The organism is Frankia sp. CcI156 (genome assembly GCF_001983015.1).
In the GTDB taxonomy this organism is placed as follows: Bacteria; Actinomycetota; Actinomycetes; order Frankiales; family Frankiaceae; genus Frankia; species Frankia casuarinae.
This window is the reverse complement of the sequence record NZ_MOMD01000052.1, coordinates 12,693-29,272: the sequence shown is the minus strand read 5'-3', so window position 1 is coordinate 29,272 and position 16,580 is coordinate 12,693. Positions and strand designations below refer to the sequence as shown.

The window sequence follows — 16,580 nt, the reverse complement described above, 5'->3', positions numbered from 1 at the left end:
CCCGCGATGGGCTCCAGCGGTGTCGGGGCTGCCCAATCTCGCCGACGCCGCCGGGTGAGGCCACCGCGGCGCGGTGAGATCTGGACCGGCGGGCATCGGGGGCCAGCCGGGCAGCGGCTGGTCCTTTCCTACCGGGCTTCTGCCGGGGCGCGTTCCACCGGCGGCCGATCAGGCCCCGGAACCGGTGCTGATCCGTTCCCGGTACCGGCTCGCCCGGTAGACGCCGAGGATGCGGTGGTCGGCGTAGAAGGACAGCTCCTCGAAGGCGCGGGCGACGGCCGGCTCCTCCGGGCTGCCCTCGATGTCGGCGAGGAACTGGGTGGCGACGAAGCCCCCGCCCACCATGTAGCTTTCCAGGCGGGTCATGTTGACCCCGTTCGTGGCAAAGCCGCCGAGGGCCTTGTAGAGCGCGGCGGGCCGATTGTGCACCTTGAAGAAGAACGTCGTGACGATCGGGCCGACACCGGCGGCCGCGCGCAGGTTCTCGCCGGACAGAATGAGGAACCGCGTCGTGTTGTGCTCCGCGTCCTCGAGATCGGCCTGGAGGATCTGCAGCCCGTACGCCTCGGCGGCGAGCCGGGAGGCGATCGCGGCCCTGGCCGGATCGCCAGCCTCGGCGATCTCCCGGGCGGCCCCGGCGGTGTCGGCGTGGGCGACCGCCGTCAGACCCAGCGTGCGCAGCGCCTCCCGGCACTGGGCCAGCGCCTGGGGATGGCTGTGCACCGTCTTCACCTCGTCGAGGGTCACCCCGGGCAGGCCGAGCAGCTGGTGACGGATCGGCAGGAAGTACTCGCCGATGATGTGCACCCCGGGGCGGGGGAGYAGATGGTGGATGTCGGCGACCCGACCCGCGGTGGAGTTCTCCACCGGGATCATCGCCAGGTCCACCTCACCCTCCTCCAGCGCGGAGAAGCACTCGTCGAAGGTCTGGTAAGGGACCGCGTCGTAGTCCGGATAGACGTCCCGGCAGGCGATGTGGGAGTTGGCTCCCCGCTCGCCCTGGAACGCGATCCTCTGTCGGGCGGTCATCCATGTCCTCGAATCCGCTGGATCGGGTACCGGCTGGGTCCGTGCCGGCTGGGTCCGTGCCGGTGTTGACTCCTCGACCGTACAGTCCCCGGGCGAGGAGTCCCCCCGCGCCCGAGGAGCGGGCTCAACCGCCGGCGGCGAGCGCGCGCGGCAGTGTCCGTGGCTCCGTCTCGGGCGGGAGCAGGCGGATGCCGGCGTGCAGCAGCACGACGCCGCGGCGGCCGACAAGCACCGGATCGAGCAGGATCTCGGCGATGGCCGGCAGTTCCTCCCCGAGCCGGGCGACGCGGTGCAGCAGGTCGGCCAGGGCGTCGGTGTCGGCGGCGGGCGCCCCGGAGCCGCCGAGCAGCAGCACACTGCCGCGGATCTCCTGGATGAGCTCGGCCGCGTCCCGGTCGGTCAGCGGCAGCGTGCGGGAGAGCGGGTCGACGAGCAGGTCCGCGACGACCCCGCCCAGGCGCAGTGAGAGCAGCGGACCGACGATGGGATCCTGCCGCAGCCGCACCACGGTCGACACCCCGGCCGGGGCCATCGGCTGCACGAGCATGTCGCCCGGCCCGACGGCGGCGCGGATGGCCTGCCAGGCCTGCGTGAGCCCGGCCGCATCGTCGACTCCGAGCTGGACGGCGCCGACGTCGAGCCGGCTGCGGAACCGTTCGTCGGCGATCTTCAGCGCCACCGGCCACCCGAACGCCTCCGCCGCGGCGAGGGCCTCGGCCTGGTCGCCGACCCGCCGGCTCGGCCAGGCGCGCAGGCCGACCCCGGCCAGCAGGGTCGCGACGGCGGCATCGGGCAGCCACGCCCCGTCCTTCGGGTAGCGCTCGGCCTCGGCGCGGGCGCGGTCCAGGTCGATGCCGGCCAGCACGGGGACGCTGCCCTGGTCCCGGGCCCGCCAGGCGGCATGGTCGGCCGCGCGGGACAGCGCGAGCGCGGCCGACTCCGGCGAGGCGTAGGACGGCACCGACCCCGGGCCCGGGGTACCCGAGCCGTCCCGGACAGCCAGTTGGGCGGGGATCCCATCCTGCCCGAGAAAGGAGGCGAGCAGCGGCAGGCCGCTCTCGACGGCCACCGCGCGCACCGAGCTCGCCAGCCGGTCGACCTGCGCGTGCGGGGTGACCAGGGTGATGATCGCGTCGACGTCCCCGGAGGTCGCGACCGCGCGCAGCGCGGCGTCGAACCGGTCCGGATCGGCCAGCGGCCCGAGATCGACGGGGTTCGTGGCGTACCGATGGCCGACCAGCGTGGCGAGGCCGGCGCAGGTCGAGGCGGACAGCGCCGGCACGTCGAGCCCGTAGGTACGGCAGGCGTCGGCGGCGAGCGCCGCGAGCGCGCTGGAGGTCCCGACGATGCCGACCCGCCGGCCGGCCGGCAGCGGTTGGCAGGCCAGCAGCTGGGTCGTGTCGAACAGCTGGCTCAACGTGTCGACGCGGATCACCCCGGCGCTGCTGAACAGGGCGCCGATGTCGCTGTGGGCGGCCTCCCGCCCGCTCTTGAGCGCCACGACCGGCTTGTGCCGGCTGAGCTCGCGGGCGATCCGGGCGAACCGGCGTGGGTTGCCCAGGCTCTGCAGATGCAGCATGACCACGCCGGTTCGTGGATCGGAGCGCCAGTACCGCAGCAGGTCGTTGCAGGAGACGTCCGAGCGGTCCCCGATCGAGACGAACGTGGAGATGCCCAGCGCGCGCCGGGAGGCGTCGGTGAGGAACGTGCCCGCGAGCGCCCCGGACTGGGTGAACAGGCCGACCCGGCCGGGCGGGGGGTCGCCGACCGCGAAGGTGGCGTGCAGCCGGACCGTCGGGACGGTGTTGATGACGCCCATCGCGTTCGGCCCGATCAGTCGCATGCCGCCGTCACGGGCGATCCGGATAACGTCCGCKAGCCGGGCCCGTCCCTCGTCACCCCCGTCGGCGAAGCCGGCCGCGACCACGATGACGCCGCGTACCCCCTTCTCCGCGCAGGCCCGCATGACCTCGGCGACCCGTGGCGCCGGCACCGCGACGACCACGAGGTCGATCTCGACTGGGACGTCGCGCAGGTCTCGGTAGGCGTAGACGGACGCCACATGGGTTGCCGCGGCGTTGACCGGATAGACAGAGCCGGTGAACTCGCTGGCGAGCAGCCGACGGAAGATCTCGTGACCGATCGAGCCCGGCTCGCGGCTCGCCCCCACCACGGCGACCGTGCGCGGGTGGAGTAGCCGGGCGATGCTGCGCGACTCCGCCAGGTTCTCCCGCAACGGATGTCTCCTCGCTGGTTCGTCGCTGGTTCGTCGCTGGTTCCTCGCTGGTTCCCGCTGGCGGCGGGGAAGACCGCGACGCCGGCGCGACGCCGTCCGGAAGCGAGGTTTACTCGTGTCGTCGCGGGTAGGTCCGGGTACGCCCGGACAGCATCAGGTAGTCAGCGAGGTGACCATCATGACCGATCCCGGGACGTCGCGCCTCCCCCGGGACGACGCGAAGCAGCAGCAACTCGACGCCGTCCGAGTCGGCGACGACGGCGCCCGCATGACCACCGACCAGGGGATCGGTGTCGAACACACCGACGACTCGCTCGCGGCGGGGGAACGCGGTCCGACGCTGCTGGAGGACTTCCACTTCCGAGAGAAGCTCACTCGGTTCGATCACGAGCGCATCCCCGAGCGGGTCGTCCACGCCCGTGGTGCCGGTGCCTACGGGTACTTCGAGGCGTACGAGTCGCTCGCCGACGTGACCCGGGCGCACTTCCTGGGCGAGGACGGCCGGCGTACCCCGGTGTTCGTACGGTTCTCGACCGTCGGCGGTTCCCGCGGTTCCGCGGACACGGTCCGGGACGTACGCGGATTTGCCGTAAAATTTTATACCGAGGAGGGTAACTTCGATCTCGTCGGTAACAACATGCCGGTGTTCTTCATTCAGGACGGCATCAAGTTCCCCGACTTYGTCCATGCGGTGAAGCCGGAGCCGCACAACGAGATCCCGCAGGCATCMTCCGCGCACAACACCCTGTGGGACTTCGTCAGTCTCGTCCCCGAGTCGATGCACATGATGATGTGGCTGATGTCGGACCGGGCGCTGCCGCGCAGCTACCGGATGATGCAGGGCTTCGGCGTGCACACCTTCCGGTTCGTCGATGYCGCCGGGCAGGGGACCTTCGTCAAGTTCCACTGGCGGCCGAAGCTCGGCACGCACTCCCTGGTCTGGGACGAGACACAGAAGATCGCGGGCAAGGACCCCGACTTCAACCGGCGGGACCTGTGGGAGTCGATCGAGAACGGTACGTTCCCGGAGTGGGAACTCGGCGTGCAGCTCGTGCCGGAATCCGACGAGCACGCGTTCGACTTCGATCTTCTCGACGCGACGAAGATCATCCCTGAGGAGCGGGTGYCGGTGCGGCCGGTGGGACGGCTGGTGCTCAACCGCAACCCCGGCAATTTCTTCGCCGAGACCGAGCAGGTGGCGTTCTGCGTACAGAACGTCGTCCCCGGCATCGACTTCACGAACGACCCGCTGCTGCAGGCCCGGCTGTTCTCCTACCTGGACACCCAGCTGATCCGGCTCGGCGGCCCGAACTTCGCCCAGCTGCCGGTCAACCGGCCGGTCGCGGCGGTGCACAACAACTCCCGCGACGGTTACGGGCAGCATCGCATCCAGCAGAGCCAGACGTCGTACTTCCCGAACTCGATCAGCGGCGGTTRCCCGGTGCTCTCCGATCCGGYGCACGGCGGGTACGTGCACTACGCCGAGCGGGTCGACGGGAACACGATCCGTAAGCGGAGCGAGAGCTTCAAGGACTTCTACAGCCAGGCCACCCTGTTCTGGAACAGCATGTCCTCCTKGGAGCGGCGGCACATCGTCGACGCGTTCAGCTTTGAGCTCGGCAAGGTCGACTACACCCAGATCAAGGAGCGTGTCCTGGGACATCTCGCCCAGGTGGACCACGAACTCGCGGCCGGGGTCGCCGAGAACCTCGGACTGCCGGTGCCACCGGAGAGCACCCCGAACCACGGACGATCCTCACCCGCGCTGAGTCAGGCCGACYAGCCCAGCGGGGTGGCCACCCGCAGGATCGCGGTGCTCGCGGCGGACGGCGTGGACGAGGTGGCATTGCGTTCGGCCACCGCCGCGCTGCGCGAACAGGGCGCGATCCTGGAGGTTCTCGCGCCGCACGGAGGCATGCTCGCCACGGTGTCCGGCGACGCGTTGCCGGTGGACCGAACGCTGGTGACCATGTCCTCGGTCCTCTACGACGCGGTGTTCGTCGCCCCGGGCGAGCGCGGTGTCACCGCACTGACACACAACGGCGAGGCCGTGCACTACGTCGGCGAGGCGTACAAGCACGCGAAGCCGATCGGCGCGGTCGGCGCGGGGGTGTCGCTGCTCGAGATCGCATCCTTGCCGGGCGCGCGGGTCGCCGACCAGGGTGACGCGGTGGTGTCCGACCGGGGTGTCGTGACGGTCCGCGACCTTGCGGGGCCGTCCGTGCTCGGCGACTTCGGTTCCGCGTTCGCCACGGCCGTGGCCGCCCATCGGCACTTCGACCGCGCGCTGGAGGCCGTCGCCGCGTAGGGCCGGGTGCCGATGGTGCCGATGCGCCAGATCGTGACTGACGGTCAAGGCCTGTCAGGTCCTCGGGGAGGCCGGGTTCACGCGTGATCACGCCGCTCGCCGCCGGTGTCGTACCGGCGGCGAGCGGCGTGGACCTGGTGTGCCGAGACCGTGGCGAGTAGTTCCTGGTAGCCGGTTTCGGACCGGGTGAGATACGGGTCGGTAAAGCGTTCGGTGAGAAAGGTGCGCACGATCGAAGGCTGCGCGCGATGTGCCCCCGCCGATCACCCTGCCCCGCCGATCACCCGACGAGTGTCCCACCCGCACCCACCGCACCACACCATCCCGGTACGACGTAGGGCCGTATCCACATCCGCATCCCACTCCGCGTGCAGCCGGGATCGCTCAGGGAACGGCCTGGTGAACCATCTGCCAAGAGGCCGAGCAGCATCATCGGACCGCCGGGGAGGACGGACCGCCGGGGAGGTCAGTGCACGAGTGTCTTCATGGCGGCGGTGAGCGCGCTCAGGCCGRCTTTCGCGTCGTTGAAGAGCATTCCGGTCTTCGGGTCGGTGTACAGCTCGTTGTCGATGCCGGCGTAGCCGTGGCCCATGGAGCGTTTGATGACGATGACGCTCTTCGCCTGGTCGACGTCGAGGATCGGCATACCGGAGATCGCGTTGCCGGGACGGCGGGCCGCCGGGTTGGTCACGTCGTTGGCGCCGACGACCAGGGCGACATCGGCCTGCGCGAACTCGGGGTTGACCTCGGCCAGTTCCTTCATCTGCGGATAGGGGACGTGCGCCTCGGCCAGCAGCACGTTCATGTGGCCCGGCATTCTGCCGGCGACCGGGTGGATCGCGTAGCAGACGTCCACCCCGTGCTGCGTGAGCAGGTCGGCGAGCTCGACTACTTCATGCTGGGCCCGCGCCGCCGCAAGCCCGTAGCCGGGCACGATAATGACCTTCGACGCGTACGCCAGCTGCAGGGCCGCGTCGTCCGCCGCGACCGACCGCACTGGGGCCGAGGCCGCCGCGCCGGCGTTTCCGGTCGAGTCCGCGGTGCCGAAACCACCGACGATRATGGCCGGGATCGACCGGTTCATCGCCTCGGCCATCAGCACGGTGAGGATGGAGCCGGACGCCCCCACCAGCGCGCCCGCGATAACGAGAACGGTGCTGTCGAGCACGAAACCGGCCATCGCCACGGCCGTCCCRGTGAACGCGTTCAGCAGCGAGATCACCACCGGCATGTCCGCGCCGCCGATCGGCAGCACCATCGTCACGCCTAAGCCCAGCGCGGCGGCCGCGACGATCGACAGCGCGATCGTCCCACCGTGACCAGCGACGATCGCCGCCACGCCGGTCACGGCGACCGCGGCCAGCGCGGCGTTCAGTAGTCGGGCGCCGCGGAACAGCRCCGGCGCGCCACTGATCAGGCCCTGCAGCTTGCCGGCGGCCACCAGCGAGCCGGAGAAGGTCACCGCGCCGATGACGACGTCGAGGCCGAYGGTCACGGTGGTCTGACCGGAGGCCCCGGCCAGCCCGGCCGCGCCGCCCAACCGCGCCACCTCGGCGAACGCGACGAGCGCCGCCGCGCCGCCGCCGACCGCGTTGAACACGCTGACCAGCTGCGGCATCGCGGTCATCCGCACGGTCCGCGCCGCATACAGGCCCGCGCCGGATCCCAGGAGCACACCGGCGATCAGGACGATCAGGCCGGTAGCGGTGATGACGCCGTCCCGGGCCAGCAGCCCGACGGCGGTCCCGACGGCCGCCACCATCCCGGCCGCGGACAGCTGGTTGCCCCGGCGGGCGGTCGCGGGCGAGTTCATCAGGTGCAGGCCGAGGACGAAGCAGCTCGCCGCGGCCAGGAACAGCAGGCGGATCGCCGTGTCCGAGCCGCTCATGACCGCTCACTCCCCACTGCCGGCTGGTTCTGCCCTRCCGGCTGGTTCCGCCCTGCCGGCTGGTTCTGCCCTGCGAGCCGGCTTCGCTCCGCGGCCGGGCGCCGGTGGAACATCTCCAGCATCCGGTCCGTCACCACGTAGCCGCCCACCACGTTCATCGCGGCGAACGCGGCGGCGAAGAACACCAGGACGTAGCCCAGTGGGGTGTGCGCTGTCGCGGCGACCAGCATCGCGCCGACGACGACGATGCCGTGGATCGCGTTCGCGCCGGACATCAACGGTGTATGCAAGGTGGACGGCACCTTGCTGATGACCTCGAACCCGACCAGCAGGCTCAGGACGAGGACGGTCAGGTCGGTGACCAACGTCTCGGTCATGTCCTCACGCTCCAGACTGGCTTTCCGCGGAGCCGCCGGTCAGCAGGGCGGCGGTGGCGGGGTGGACGACCCGGCCGGCGTGGGTGATGACGACCCCGGCCTGAATCTCGTCGGYGGTGTCGATGGTGAGCGCGCCGTCGTGGACCAGATGGCCCAGCAACGCGGCAACGTTGCGGGCATAGGCGGCCGATGCCGCAGCCGGCATCAGGGCCGGCAGGTTGCCGGCGCCGATCACGGTGACGCCACCCGCGGTGACCACCGTCTCATCCGGCGCGGAGATCTCCACATTGCCCCCGAGGGGGCTCGCGGCGAGATCCACGACGACCGACCCGGGCCGCATCGTCTTGACCGCCTCCTCCGTCACCAGCAGCGGCGGCCGGCGGCCGGGAACCTGAGCGGTGGTGATGACGACGTCATGGCGGGCGACGGCGGCAGCCAGCGCCTCTTGCTGGCCCGCCAGTTCCTCGGCGGTCAACGCCCGGGCATAGCCACCCTGACCCGCTCCGCCGGCCACCCCGCCCAGGTCGGGCCCACCCAGGTCGAGGAAACTCGCACCGAGCGAGGTCACCTCGCCCCGCGCCTCCGGGCGGACGTCGTAACCGCGGACGACCGCGCCGAGCCGGTGGGCCGTGCCGATCGCGGCCAGCCCGGCCACGCCCGCGCCGAGCACCAGCACCTCGGCGGGCCGGGCCGTGCCGGCCGCCGTCATCAGCAGCGGGAAATAACGCGGGTAGGCGTCGGCGGCGACCAGCACCGCCTTGTACCCGGCCACATTCGCCTGGGAGGTCAGCGCGTCCATGGACTGGGCCCGACTCAGCGTCCGCGGCAGCCCGTCGAGGCTCACCGCGGTCACCCCCGCCTCGGCCAGCTGCGCCATCACCTGCGGCCGCGGCAACGGCGCCAGCAGCCCTACCAGGGTCTGCCCGCCGCGCAGCAACGCGCGCGTCCGCGGGTCCGGGAGGCTGACCGACACCACCACGTCTGCCCGCGCGAACAGGTCGAGCCGTGCGACGACGGTGGCGCCGGCCTCGGCATAGGCGCCGTCGGGAAACCATGCGCCACGTCCGGCTCCGGTCTCGACGAGCACGTCGAGACCGGAGCCGACCAATCGGCCCACGACCTGCGGAACCATGGCCACCCGACGCTCGCCGGGCGCGGTCTCCATGGCCACGCCCACGGTAAGCGGACTCATGGTCTTTCCCCCTTTCGGGATTCTCCTCGTGTTCCCTTCCCCGTTGGGGGGATGAGGACCGATGGCCGTGCGGGCAAGATCAAAGCAGACCAGGTCAGACCGGGTCAGACCAGATCAGACCGGGTCAGACCGGATCAGATCGCGTTAGATCGCGTTAGATCGGGTCAAATTTGATCAGGCCGGACCGGTCGGAATGGGCCAGATCAGAACTCGAACACCAGCCGGGCCGGGACCCTGCTGTCCAGGACCTCGTCCATGCAGGCGTTGACGTCGTCCAACTTCCGGCCGGAAGCGATCACCCTGGTCCGGCCGGCCGCGTGCAGCCGGAACACCTCGGCCAGATCGTTGCGGGTGCCGACGATCGATCCCTTGACCGTGATCCCCTTCAGGACCGTGTCGAAGATCGGGATGGACATCGTGCCATCCGCCGGCAGGGCCACGCAGACCAGCCGGCCGCCGCGCCGCAGCGAGGCGAACGCCTGCTCGAACGAACGGGGCGACGCGGCGAGCGCGACCGCCACGTCGGCGCCGCCCAGCCGCTGGATGGCCTCGACCGGGTCGGCGGTCCGCGCGTTCACCACGTGGTCGGCGCCCAGTTCGGTGGCCAGCTCCAGCTTGGCCTCGGTGACGTCGACCCCGACGGTGAAACCACCCGCGATGCGGGCGTACTGCAACGCCAGGTGGCCCAGCCCGCCGATGCCGAACACGGCCACCGTCTCGGCCGGGGTCACCCCGGCTACCTTGATGGCCTTGTAGGTGGTCACGCCGGCGCAGGTCAGCGGCGCGGCGTCGAACGACGGCACGTCACCGGGCACCGGCACCGTGTAGTCCGCGTCGGCCACCGCGTACTCGGCGAACGCACCGTCGATCGAGTAGCCGCTGTTGCGCTGGCTTTCGCACAGCGTCTCCCAGCCGCCGACGCAGTAGCGGCAGCGTCCGCAGGCGTGACCGAGCCACGGGATCGCGACCCGGTCGCCGATCGCGCGCCCGGTCACCCCGGCGCCCACGGCCTTGACCACGCCGACGCCCTCGTGACCAGGGACGAACGGGGGAGTCGGCTTCACCGGCCAGTCACCGTGCGCCGCGTGGATGTCGGTGTGGCACAGACCGCTGGCCTCCATCCGTACCAGGATCTGGCCCGGCCCCGGCACCGGGACGTCCCGGTCCTCGATACGCAACGGTGCCCGGAAATCGGTGACAACTGCTGCCTTCATAACATCCTCCAGTCAGGGGAATCGTCGATGGGAAATGCCAAAGGACTCCGGAACCCTGGACTCCGGAACCCTGGACTCCGAGACCCTAGAACAGGCCGAGCGCGTTCTCGTCGTAGCTGACCAGCATGTTCTTGGTCTGGCTGTAGTGCTCCAGCATCATCCGGTGGTTTTCGCGGYCGATGCCGGACACCTTGTATCCGCCGAATGCCGCGCCCGCCGGATACTGGTGGTAGCAGTTGACCCAGACCCGGCCGGCCTTGATGCCCCGGCCYATCCGGAACTGGCGGGCACCGTCCCGCGTCCACACACCGGCACCGAGCCCGTAAGGCGTGTCGTTGGCGATGGCCAACGCCTCGGCCTCGTCCTTGAAGGTGGTGACAGCCAGCACCGGGCCGAAGATTTCCTCCTGGAAGACCCGCATCTTGTTGTGGCCCTTCAGCAGCGTCGGCTCGAAGAAGTAGCCGTTCGCGAACTCTCCGGCCAGCCGCGTCCGGTGCCCACCGGCCAGCAGTTCGGCGCCCTCAGCCAGGCCGATGTCCACGTAGGAGCCGATCTTTGACAGCTGCTGCGCGGAGACCTGCGGGCCCAGCATTGTCGCCGGGTCCAACGGGTTGCCCTGCTGGATCCGGCCGACCCGTTCCAGCGCCCGCGCCATGAACTCGTCGTAGATCGACTCCTGGATCAGCGCCCGGGACGGGCAGGTGCACACCTCGCCCTTGTTGAACGCATACAGCACCAGCCCCTCGACCGCCTTGTTCAGATAGGCGTCGTCGGCGGCCAGGACGTCCTCGAAGAAGATGTTCGGGGACTTTCCGCCCAGCTCCAGGGTGACCGGGATGATGTTCTGCGCCGCGTACTGCATCATCAGCCGGCCGGTCGTGGTCTCACCGGTGAACCCGATCTTCGCGATCTTCGGGCTGGTGGCCAGGGCTCTGCCGACCTCGGCGCCGGGCCCRTTGACGATGTTGATGATGCCGGGYGGGATGACGTCCTGAATCACCTCGGCGAGCTTGAGGATCGACCACGGCGTCGGTGACGCCGGCTTGATCACCGAGCAGTTACCCGCGGCCAGCGCGGGCGCCAGCTTCCACGCCGCCATCAGCAACGGGAAGTTGAAGGGGATGATCTGCCCGACCACCCCGAGCGGCTCGTGGAAGTGATAGGCGTAGGTCCTGCCGTCAATCTCGGAGATCGACCCCTCCAGGGTGCGCGCCGCCGCGGCGAAGTACCGGAAGTGGTCGGCGGCCAGCGGGATGTCGGCAGCCAGCGTCTCCCGCACCGGCTTGCCGTTCTCCCAGCTCTCCGTGACCGCGAGCATCTCCCGGTTGGCGTCGATCGCATCCGCCACCGCGGTCAGCACCTCGGCCCGCTCCGCCGGGGACGCGGCGGCCCAGGAGCCGGCGGCGGCGTGCGCCGCGTCCAGGGCGTCCTCGACATCCTCCGCCGCCGACCGCGGTATTTCACAGATCGGCTGCGCCGTGGCCGGGCTGAGGTTGGTCGAATACTTACCGGCCCGCGGCGGCAGCCACTTTCCACCGATGAAGTTCTCGTACCGGTCCGTAACATGGACGATACTGCCTGGCTTTCCAGGTGGGACGTACGTCATGACAGCCTCCCGATCTCCACAGGGCGGGCACACCTTCCGGCGTGCCCCGACCGGCACGTATGTTTCTCTGCCGAGGCCAAGCACCCCATATCGCGCCAGTCCTGAGACCATGTGCGGAAGGTCCCGACCCCCGATGCCGAACGGGCCGTTCCCGGACCAGTGCCGGGCAGCCTAAGTTGATCATGCTGTTGTGTTGGGTTTTCGGGGTGCGGCGCGGTGTGGCTCGATGACCGGCGACGGCAAAGAGGGAACTGCCCGCGCCAGGGCGGCGCGGGCAGGCCACGGGCCGAGGCCTCACCGGCAGGCCTCACCGGCAGGCCTCACCGGCAGGCCTCACCGGCAGGCCTCACCGGCAGGCCTCAGGCGGCGAGGTCGATCACCACGCGCGACGGGTTCGACAGTTCGAGCACCCGAAAGCCGACCCGATCGTCAACCCCCAGGCCGAAATGGACGTATCCCTCGTAGTCGCCGGTCATCCGATACTGGACGAGCGCGGGAAGYCCGCCGCCGGCCCGCGGTGTGCGCAGCGTCGACCTACCGGTCTCATCGTGGGCCACGGCCGGGAACAACACCACCTCCAGGAACGCCTGCCCCCGCAGCGGGACCGCAACGCCCTCGCCCGGCGACAGCACCTCGGCCACGTAACGCACCTCGTAGCCAGGGAGCTGCCCTTGGAACTCGATCGTCAGCCGATCGAAAGCCATCCCGCCGGCGACGTTGTGCGCGCCGCGCACCGCGACGACCGTCGCGTTACCGTACAGCTGATGCTCGACGCGGCGCGGTTCGCTCGACCAGACCGGCTCCCGCGGCGTCGCGGTCGTGGAAGGCGACGTCACCACCGGTCCATCCGGCGAGCGGGAGGACACGGACGGAGAAGGCACCGGCGTGGTGCCGGACACCGATGGCTTCGGCGTGGTGACGTCGGTGGAGCCGCCGCCACCGGCACCGCCGCCACATCCCAGCGGCACGAGCAGCGCGCCCGCYAGCAGCGCCACCGCCCCGATCCATCGCCGGCCCGTTGTTGTCCGCACCTTCATGCAACTCACCTCGCAGCCCAGCTCACCTCGCCGCCCCGGGTGGCCGAAAGGGACCTTCGGTAGGGGGACGGTCAGGTTAACGTCCCCCGACCAGGTGAGCCGGAAGCACCACGGAGCACCGGCGCAGCTCGAACCGATGGGAGATCTGATGTGCGTGAGCTCAGCTCCCGGGGTAGCGGGTGGACCAGGCCGGGGTGGCCGCGCCGAAGGCGTCGGAGACGGTCGCGGTGTTCTCGATCTCGGTTACCAGATCGTCCGCGACCTGCCCGACCAGCTCATAGCCCGCCAGCTCCTTCAGCCAGGCTGCCGGCAGCGCCGGCTCACCCAGAGCGGCGCCAACGAGGTTCCCGCAGATCGCGCCGGTCGAGTCGCTGTCGCCGGAGTGGTTGACTGCCGCGAGCAGCGCCGTCTGCGGATCGTCGGGCGCCGCCACCGCGCAGTACACCGCGATCGCTAGCGCCTCCTCGGCGACCCAGCCGGCGCCCAGCGATTCCACGCGTTCCGCCGTGGGCGCACCGTCCGCTGCCGTTCCGAGCGCCGCCCGCAGAGCTCTGGCTACTTCCTTGCCGTCGCGTTCGGCCGACAGGCGGCCGAGGGCCGATGCGGTGGCCTGGGTGATGCCAGCGCCGTCTACCATCGCGGCGACGATCCATGCGAACGCGCCCGCGGCGAGGTACCCGGAGGGATGACCGTGGGTGAACACGGCGCATGCGACCGCATGGTCGAAGGAGGTTTCCGGGCCCCGCCGGAGCAGCCCGAACGGGGCCGAGCRCATCACCGCCCCGCATCCCTTGCTGTCGGGGTTCGCCGGCCGCGCGAGCGTGCCCATCTCGGGGCGCCCCAGCCCGGACAGGCAGGCGTTCCCCGGAGCGCGCCGGGCATACATCAGCTGCTGCGCCGCCAACCAGCCGTCCACCTCCCCGGCGGCCGGACCGGTCCGCCGCTGCGTCGTGAGCCAACGCTGGTAGGCGCGCCACAGCACCGCGGGCGGATCGGCGATGCCCCGGGAACGGCTGCGGACCGAGGCCCGGATCAGACCCTCCACGGTAAAGAGCGTCATCTGAGTGTCATCTGTAAACGGAGCGTGTACCCCGTAGGCGGCCGTGAGGCCGATGACCCCCGCCGTCCCGTACTCCCGTCGGATCTCGTCAAGCGACTGGAATTCGATTGCCGCACCGAGCGCGTCTCCCAACGCCCCGCCCAGCAGGCAGCCCCGGACCCGGTCCCGGTAGGAGAGGCCGGAGTTCGCATCGTCCGTGGGCGCCGCCGCGCGCCGCTCTGATGGCCACAGGCTGACCGCGAGCCCCACGGCGGACCGGGCGGCCGGGGCGGCCCACAGACGTTCCTTGGTTCCGGCGGCGCCCTGGCTCTCTTCCGGGGTTTCGAGATCGGCGGCGGCGGCGAGTTCGGCGGCGGTCATGCGTTGGCGGGCCAGTGCCCGGCCCGACCTGCTGAGAATGACACCCTCGGCGGTCAGGATCTCCCGTGGATCGTCGGTGCGTTCCGGATCGGGCCAGCGGAAGTCCGGGGAGACGGAACCGTTCAGGAGCAGGACGCGGTGGGCGTTGGAGATCCGGGCACTGGCCAGCTTGGCTCCCACCGCGACGGCGTGGGACCCGATCACCTCCGCGACGTCGGAGTAACTGGTCCAGCGGCCGGGTGGGATCGCGGCCAGTACCCGGCTCATCAGGGTCCATCGCTGGTCCTGGGGCGGCGGTACTACGGACTCGTCCGGGCCGGGCCAGATCTTCACGATCCRCTCGGCGAGCGCCCGGCCACGATTCTGGATCTCCTCCCGGCCCCATCTGTCCTGACCGGCGATTTCTCGGTTCATCGCCAGCCCGCTGTCGGCCAGCAGCTTCTTCTTCTCGGTGAACTCGTGATCGGCGAGTTTCGGATTATAGGCGGTGAGCGTCAGATTGCCCAGAGTATGGACGAGCCTGCGGTGCAGCTCGTCGCGCGTCTCACCCTCGTGGGCATCGGCGTCGAGAACCGCTTTCCATCCCGGTCTCGACAATGACTGGGGGAGRATGTGTTCAACCGTCAGCTTCACGCCCCAGTCGACTGGTTCGAGATGCTCGTAATCCTCTTCCAGGCTGCGCAACACATAGGTGCGCTGAGGGCCGCGTCCGGTCCAGTAGAAGGGATTGAGCAGGACGGCTTCCTTCACAGGCTGATCGGTCGGGAACTTCTTACGCGGGCCGGAGAGAACCCGCGTGACCGCGGCGGCGGTCGGTGTCTGGTCGCCGAGCTCCTTGACGAGCGACATGAGGATGCGGTTGCTGTTGGCGCTCGCGATGCCGACCAGCATCCGCCGCACCAGGTAGCTCTCCACCACCCGGAGTGCCGCGGCGGTCTCGGTGGCGTCGAGACGGTCATTCGCATGCGCGATCAGCATGTGTAGGACGATCGGCCGGACGACGTCCGCCCCCCACCGGCGCAGCCGGTGCAGGGCCTGCCGCAGGACCGGGTCCTCCTCCCGGTCCGGATCGAGGATCYGGCTGAACAGCAGGGCCTTTGCATGCAGCTCGGAGATCCACTGCTCGATGGCGTCCTCGTCCGGCAGCGTCTGGAGATACTGCCGCTGCGACTGGTACACGGTCTCCTTGGTGGCACGGTCGTCGCCGCGGAGCACGAGGTCGAGCCAGACCAGATCCTCCAGTCTGTCACCGAGCAGTTCCTGGAGTGGGAACCACCGCCAGTCGTACACCCGGTCCGCTCGGGTGGGTAGCCGCATGAACAGGTAGTTGCGCAGCAGGTCCGCCTGGGTGAGCCGGCGGCCGGTGTGGTTGAGCGATTCGAAGATGCGGTAGACGTCGTCGTCGACATGCGCGGCGATCTCCACGATTGCGAGCTGACCGACCACGGCCTGCTCGATCAGTGCTGCGTCCAGCGGGTCGTCGGCGTCGCGCAACGCGGCGAGTTCCTTGCGGAAGAACTGGTATGCGTCGCCGATCCCCGCCCGGCCTCCTGCCTCCGGCGACCGCTCGACGAGAGCGGTCCAGGCGGTCCGGTCGGCTCGCGTCGGTAACAGGGTGTAACGTTCGGTTCCGGCCGCGTACCTGTTCATGAGGTACAGATCGTCGATTTTCGCCGCGAGCATCTGATCGTCATCTCGGACATGATCGCGGATCGCGCAGAGCAGGATGCTCAGCGCCGTCAGCCGTTGCTGACCATCTACCACCAGCCAGATCGCCACTCCGGCCGGCGTGGTTGACGGGCTCGGCGCGAGAACCAGCGAACCCAGGAAGTGTGTTGCCGCTGGACCGGCGGCGGCCACGCTCGTGATGTCGGCCCAGAGTTGCCGCAGGTTGGCGCGTTCCCAGCTGTAGGGGCGTTGATACAACGGGACGACGTACTGACACTGACCCTGGAGGAGTTCACCCAGAGTAGTTTCGTTCGCCTTCACTGCTGCTCTCCGCCCTGCCTGGGTAGCCGAATCCGAACCGTTTTGCCACTTACCGGTGGAAAAGACTATCGGAGGCGGCGGATCCGCCCACCGGGTCCGTGCCCGGCCGTCGCCGCGGGCCGGTATGACAAACTGGCGGCAGCGGACGAGTCCCCATACCCCACCTCAGCGCGGTGCCTGTTCCCCTTGTGGCGCGCCCGATCCCGGCCGGGTCCGGCGAGGACCGGCCAGGTGCGCCACGGCGTGCCGAGCGGTGTTGATCGGCCCCGGACCGATCCGGTTGA

Annotated in this window: 11 protein-coding genes; 1 reads left to right on the top strand and 10 read right to left on the bottom strand. The window is 70.1% G+C overall.

The features are described 5' to 3' along the window. Positions 1 to 168: 168 nt before the first annotated feature. Positions 169 to 1,029, bottom strand: coding sequence for a prephenate dehydratase (locus CcI156_RS17955; protein ID WP_011437337.1), 861 nt, complete (start codon positions 1,027 to 1,029; stop codon positions 169 to 171). 124 nt (positions 1,030 to 1,153) lie between these two features. Beyond that, complete coding sequence (locus tag CcI156_RS17950) at positions 1,154 to 3,265, bottom strand: acetate--CoA ligase family protein (RefSeq protein WP_023841475.1); 2,112 nt, start codon at positions 3,263 to 3,265, stop codon at positions 1,154 to 1,156. A 178-nt stretch (positions 3,266 to 3,443) separates the two neighbouring features. On the opposite strand from CcI156_RS17950, the gene CcI156_RS17945 reads away from it, so the two are divergent. Next, positions 3,444 to 5,573 carry a catalase gene (locus tag CcI156_RS17945; protein WP_076807011.1) on the top strand — a complete coding sequence of 710 codons (2,130 nt, stop codon included), beginning with the start codon at positions 3,444 to 3,446 and terminating at the stop codon, positions 5,571 to 5,573. A 77-nt stretch (positions 5,574 to 5,650) separates the two neighbouring features. On the opposite strand, the gene CcI156_RS25825 is transcribed toward CcI156_RS17945, so the two are convergent. The 8 genes from CcI156_RS25825 to CcI156_RS25085 form a co-directional block, all read right to left on the bottom strand. Further along, positions 5,651 to 5,803 carry a hypothetical protein gene (locus tag CcI156_RS25825; RefSeq protein WP_157493469.1) on the bottom strand — a complete coding sequence of 51 codons (153 nt, stop codon included), beginning with the start codon at positions 5,801 to 5,803 and terminating at the stop codon, positions 5,651 to 5,653. Positions 5,804 to 6,039: 236 nt separating this feature from the next. Beyond that, complete coding sequence (locus tag CcI156_RS17940) at positions 6,040 to 7,461, bottom strand: NAD(P)(+) transhydrogenase (Re/Si-specific) subunit beta (RefSeq protein ID WP_076806995.1); 1,422 nt, start codon at positions 7,459 to 7,461, stop codon at positions 6,040 to 6,042. Continuing rightward, complete coding sequence (locus tag CcI156_RS17935) at positions 7,458 to 7,838, bottom strand: NAD(P) transhydrogenase subunit alpha (protein ID WP_076806993.1); 381 nt, start codon at positions 7,836 to 7,838, stop codon at positions 7,458 to 7,460. Before CcI156_RS17935 ends, CcI156_RS17940 begins: the two co-directional genes overlap by 4 nt. A gap of 4 nt (positions 7,839 to 7,842) precedes the next feature. Next, a complete protein-coding gene (locus CcI156_RS17930; RefSeq protein ID WP_076806991.1) occupies positions 7,843 to 9,030 on the bottom strand; it encodes an NAD(P) transhydrogenase subunit alpha in 1,188 nt (395 codons plus the stop codon). Between the two features lie 203 nt (positions 9,031 to 9,233). Beyond that, on the bottom strand, positions 9,234 to 10,244 hold the full coding sequence (locus CcI156_RS17925) for a zinc-dependent alcohol dehydrogenase (protein WP_011437331.1): 1,011 nt from the start codon (positions 10,242 to 10,244) through the stop codon (positions 9,234 to 9,236). Positions 10,245 to 10,329: 85 nt separating this feature from the next. Continuing rightward, positions 10,330 to 11,850 carry an aldehyde dehydrogenase family protein gene (locus tag CcI156_RS17920; RefSeq protein WP_076806989.1) on the bottom strand — a complete coding sequence of 507 codons (1,521 nt, stop codon included), beginning with the start codon at positions 11,848 to 11,850 and terminating at the stop codon, positions 10,330 to 10,332. A 359-nt stretch (positions 11,851 to 12,209) separates the two neighbouring features. Next, a complete protein-coding gene (locus tag CcI156_RS17915) occupies positions 12,210 to 12,887 on the bottom strand; it encodes a hypothetical protein (RefSeq protein ID WP_011437329.1) in 678 nt (225 codons plus the stop codon). Positions 12,888 to 13,047: 160 nt separating this feature from the next. After that, positions 13,048 to 16,296, bottom strand: coding sequence for an ADP-ribosylglycohydrolase family protein (locus CcI156_RS25085; RefSeq protein ID WP_139341532.1), 3,249 nt, complete (start codon positions 16,294 to 16,296; stop codon positions 13,048 to 13,050). Positions 16,297 to 16,580: the final 284 nt, after the last annotated feature.